Origin of the sequence: Streptococcus sp. DD11, from assembly GCF_001578865.1 — a bacterium.
Classification (GTDB): domain Bacteria; phylum Bacillota; class Bacilli; order Lactobacillales; family Streptococcaceae; genus Streptococcus; species Streptococcus panodentis.
The window spans coordinates 322,944-326,542 of sequence record NZ_KQ969393.1 but is presented as its reverse complement, the minus strand read 5'-3'; the positions used below and the strand labels follow the sequence as shown (position 1 = coordinate 326,542).

At 50.8% G+C, this 3,599-nt stretch carries 3 protein-coding genes and 1 pseudogene; all 4 read left to right on the top strand.

Annotation, left to right across the window (positions count from 1 at the left end; genetic code table 11):
- Positions 1 to 1,258, top strand: a pseudogene (locus tag STRDD11_RS04870) (HD domain-containing protein); the annotation flags it as partial.
- The gene (yidA, locus tag STRDD11_RS04865) at positions 1,248 to 2,057 is read left to right on the top strand and encodes a sugar-phosphatase (protein WP_128835929.1); all 810 of its coding nucleotides are present in this window, start codon (positions 1,248 to 1,250) and stop codon (positions 2,055 to 2,057) included. The pseudogene STRDD11_RS04870 and the gene yidA, both read left to right, overlap by 11 nt.
- On the top strand, positions 2,057 to 3,271 hold the full coding sequence (locus STRDD11_RS04860) for an aminoacyltransferase (RefSeq protein ID WP_128835927.1): 1,215 nt from the start codon (positions 2,057 to 2,059) through the stop codon (positions 3,269 to 3,271). The genes yidA and STRDD11_RS04860 overlap by 1 nt, the downstream gene beginning before the upstream one ends.
- Positions 3,240 to 3,599 (top strand): peptidoglycan bridge formation glycyltransferase FemA/FemB family protein (locus tag STRDD11_RS04855; RefSeq protein WP_128836314.1); only part of this gene is annotated, 360 nt, incomplete at its 3' end. The genes STRDD11_RS04860 and STRDD11_RS04855, both read left to right, overlap by 32 nt.

Below are 3,599 nucleotides of genomic sequence, written 5' to 3'. Positions count from 1 at the left end.
GGTCATTTATGATTTGATTAACACCAAAGAATTTCAGCGGCTGCGCCGCATCAAGCAGCTGGGGACATCTGGCTATACCTTCCACGGGGGGAGCACAGCCGCTTCTCCCACTGTCTGGGAGCCTATGAGATTGCCCGGCGGATTACCAAGATTTTCAGTGAAAAATATCAGGATAGCTGGGACAGCCACGAAAACCTGCTGACTATGGTGACCGCGCTCCTGCACGACGTGGGCCACGGGGCTTATTCCCACACCTTCGAACGTCTCTTTGATACCGACCACGAGGAGCTGACCCGGCAGATGATTACCAATCCTGAAACTGAAATCCATCAGGTCCTAGTGCAGGTGGCACCTGACTTTCCTGATAAAGTAGCCAGCGTGATCCATCACACTTATCCTAATAAACAAGTGGTGCAGCTGATTTCCAGTCAGATTGATGTAGACCGGATGGACTATCTGCTGCGGGATTCATTCTACACCGGAGCCTCTTACGGTCAGTTTGACCTGACGCGCATTCTGCGGGTTATTGTCCCGGTGGAGAAGGGCATTGCCTTCAAACGCAACGGCATGCACGCAGTAGAGGACTATGTCGTCAGCCGCTATCAGATGTATATGCAGGTCTACTTTCATCCGGCCAGCCGGGCCATGGAGGTCCTGCTGCAGAATCTGCTCAAGCGGGCTAAGTTTCTCTATCCTGAGCAAAAAGACTATTTTGCCCTGACTTCGCCCAATCTGATCCCTTTTTTTGAGAAACAGGTGACACTGCAGGACTATCTGGCTCTAGATGATGGGGTCATGAACACCTACTTTCAGATCTGGATGACCAGCCCCGACATCATTCTGTCGGATTTGGCCCAGCGCTTCATCAACCGCAAGGTCTTTAAGTCCGTCATCTTTTCTCAGAAAAATGAAAAACATCTGGGAATCATGCGGGATTTGATCAGTCAGGTTGGTTTCGATCCTGATTATTACACAGCTATTCATCGGAATTTTGATTTACCCTATGATTTCTACCGGCCTGATGCTGAGAAACCACGGACCCAGATTGAGATTCTGCAAAAGGACGGCAGTCTGGCAGAACTGTCCAGCCTGTCTCCTCTGGTCCACTCTCTGGCCGGAACCAGACAGGGTGACAATCGTTTCTATTTCCCTAAGGAAATGCTGGCAGAAGCCGGACTCTTCAGTGAAAAAAAATCATGCCTTTATGAATTATATACAAAACGACTACTTTATCTATGGAGAAGCAAATGACTGTTAAATTAGTGGCTGTCGATATTGACGGCACCCTCTTAAACAATAAACGCGAAATTACTCCGGAGGTCTTCAGCGCCATTCAGGACGCTAAGGCGGCCGGGGTCAAGATTGTCATCGCAACCGGACGCCCTATTGCCGGTGTGCAAAAGCTGCTGGAGGAGCTCCGCCTAAGGGAGCCGGACAACTATGTCATCACCTTCAACGGCGGTCTGGTGCAGGATACGGCTACTGGACAGGAGCTGATAAAGGAAACGCTGAGTTATGAAGACTATCTGGAGCTGGAATTTCTCAGCCGCAAACTGAATGTTCACATGCATGCCATCAGCAAGGACGGCATCTACACGGCAAACCGCAACATTGGTAGGTATACGGTCTATGAAGCCAATCTGGTCCATATGCCGGTCTTTTACCGGACGCCGGAAGAGATGGCGGACAAGGAAATTGTCAAAGTCATGTATATTGACGAGCCGGAGATTCTGGATGCGGCCATTGCCCGCCTGCCTCAGGAGCTTTATGACAGCTATACCTTGGTCAAGTCTGCTCCCTTTTACTTGGAAATTGTCAAAAAAAACGTCAATAAGGGCGCCGCAGTACTGCATCTGGCAGAAAAGCTGGGGCTGACCAAAGATCAGACCATGGCCATCGGAGACGAAGAAAACGACCGGGCCATGCTGGAAGCCGTCGGCCATCCGGTTGTAATGGAAAACGGCCGGCCAGAGCTGAAAAAGATGGCCGAATACATTACCAAATCAAATGAAGAATCTGGTGTGGCACACGCCATTAGAGAGTGGGTATTAGATTAATGTACAGCTATAAAATTGGAATTTCTGCCCAAGAGCATGATGATTTTGTCACAGACAGTCCGCTGGCCAATCTGCTGCAAAGCTCGGCCTGGGCACAGATCAAGGACAACTGGGCCAATGAACGGCTGGGTTTTTATAAGGATGAGCAGCTGGTCGCTGCTGCCAGCGTTCTTATCAAGCCGCTGCCTCTGGGCTTCACCATGCTCTATATCCCCCGCGGCCCCATTATGGACTATGGCAATAAGGAGCTGACAGCCTTTGTACTCAGCTCTCTCAAGCAGTTTGCCAAGCAGAAAAAAGCCCTCTTTGTCAAGTTCGACCCCAGTCTCTTTCTAGCGGAAAGCAAGATTGGGCAGGATTGGCAGGACAAGGAAGAGACCCTGGCCTTGATTGCCGAACTGCAGCAGGCCGGAGCCCTTTGGGTCGGCCGGACTGAATCGCTGGATGAGACGATTCAGCCTCGCTTTCAGGCCAACATTCACCGGGAAGATTTCAGCGAGGAGCTCCTGTCCAAAAGCACCCGGCAGGCTATCCGTACAGCCCGCAATAAAGGTATTGAAATACAGTTTGGCGGTGCTGAACTGCTGGATGACTTTGCCGGCCTGATGAAAAAGACGGAACAGCGGAAAAAGATCTCTCTGCGTGGCAGGGATTATTACCAGAAACTGCTGGATACCTATCCTCAGCATTCCTATGTCACCCTTTCCAGCCTCAATCTGGAACAGCGGCTGCAGGACCTAGAGGACCAGCTGGCCAAAGCTCAGCAAGAAGCAGCGAAATTTACAGAAAAAACCAAGCCCGGCAAAAGAGACAACAACCAGCAGGAGCAAAAACGCCTGCAGGAAGAAATAGACTTCCTCCAAGGAAAAATCAATCAGGGGGCTAAAACAGTTCCTCTGTCCGGAACCCTGACCTTAGAATATGGAGCCACATCCGAAAATATCTACGCCGGTATGGACGAGGAATACCGCCGTTACCAGCCAGCCATCATCACTTGGTATGAAACAGCTAAGCATGCCTTTGAGCGCGGCGCCGACTGGCAGAATATGGGCGGTATCGAAAACAGCCTTGACGGCGGTCTTTACCATTTCAAGTCCAAATTCAACCCGACCATTGAGGAATTCGCTGGTGAATTCAACCTGCCGACCCATCCTCTCTACCACCTGTCCAACCTTGCCTACACTGTCAGAAAAAAACTGCGCAGCAGGCACTAAGAGAAAGGAACAAGATGACTTTCAAATTCTCAGCCAGAAAGAATTTACAGAGCATGCTGCAGCCTGCTCCCAGCGCTCTTTTATGCAGACCGCTGAAATGGCGGAACTGCTGCACAAGCGAGGCTTTCACTGCCAGTATATCGGCTATGCTGATCACGAGGGGCAAATCGCTGTCTCTGCTGTCCTGTACAGCATCCCCATGACCGGCGGCCTCCATATGGAGATCAACTGCGGCCCGCTCTCAACCAAGCCGGAATACCTCACGGCCTTCTACCAAGCCCTGCAGACCTACGCCAAAGAAAATGGGGCTCTGGAATTGATTGTCAAG

Excerpts from the sequence above, each read along its gene's own strand:
- STRDD11_RS04860 (WP_128835927.1), top strand. The coding sequence starts at position 2,057 with ATGTACAGCTATAAAATTGGAATTTCTGCCCAAGAGCATGATGATTTT.
- yidA (WP_128835929.1), top strand. The coding sequence starts at position 1,248 with ATGACTGTTAAATTAGTGGCTGTCGATATTGACGGCACCCTCTTAAAC.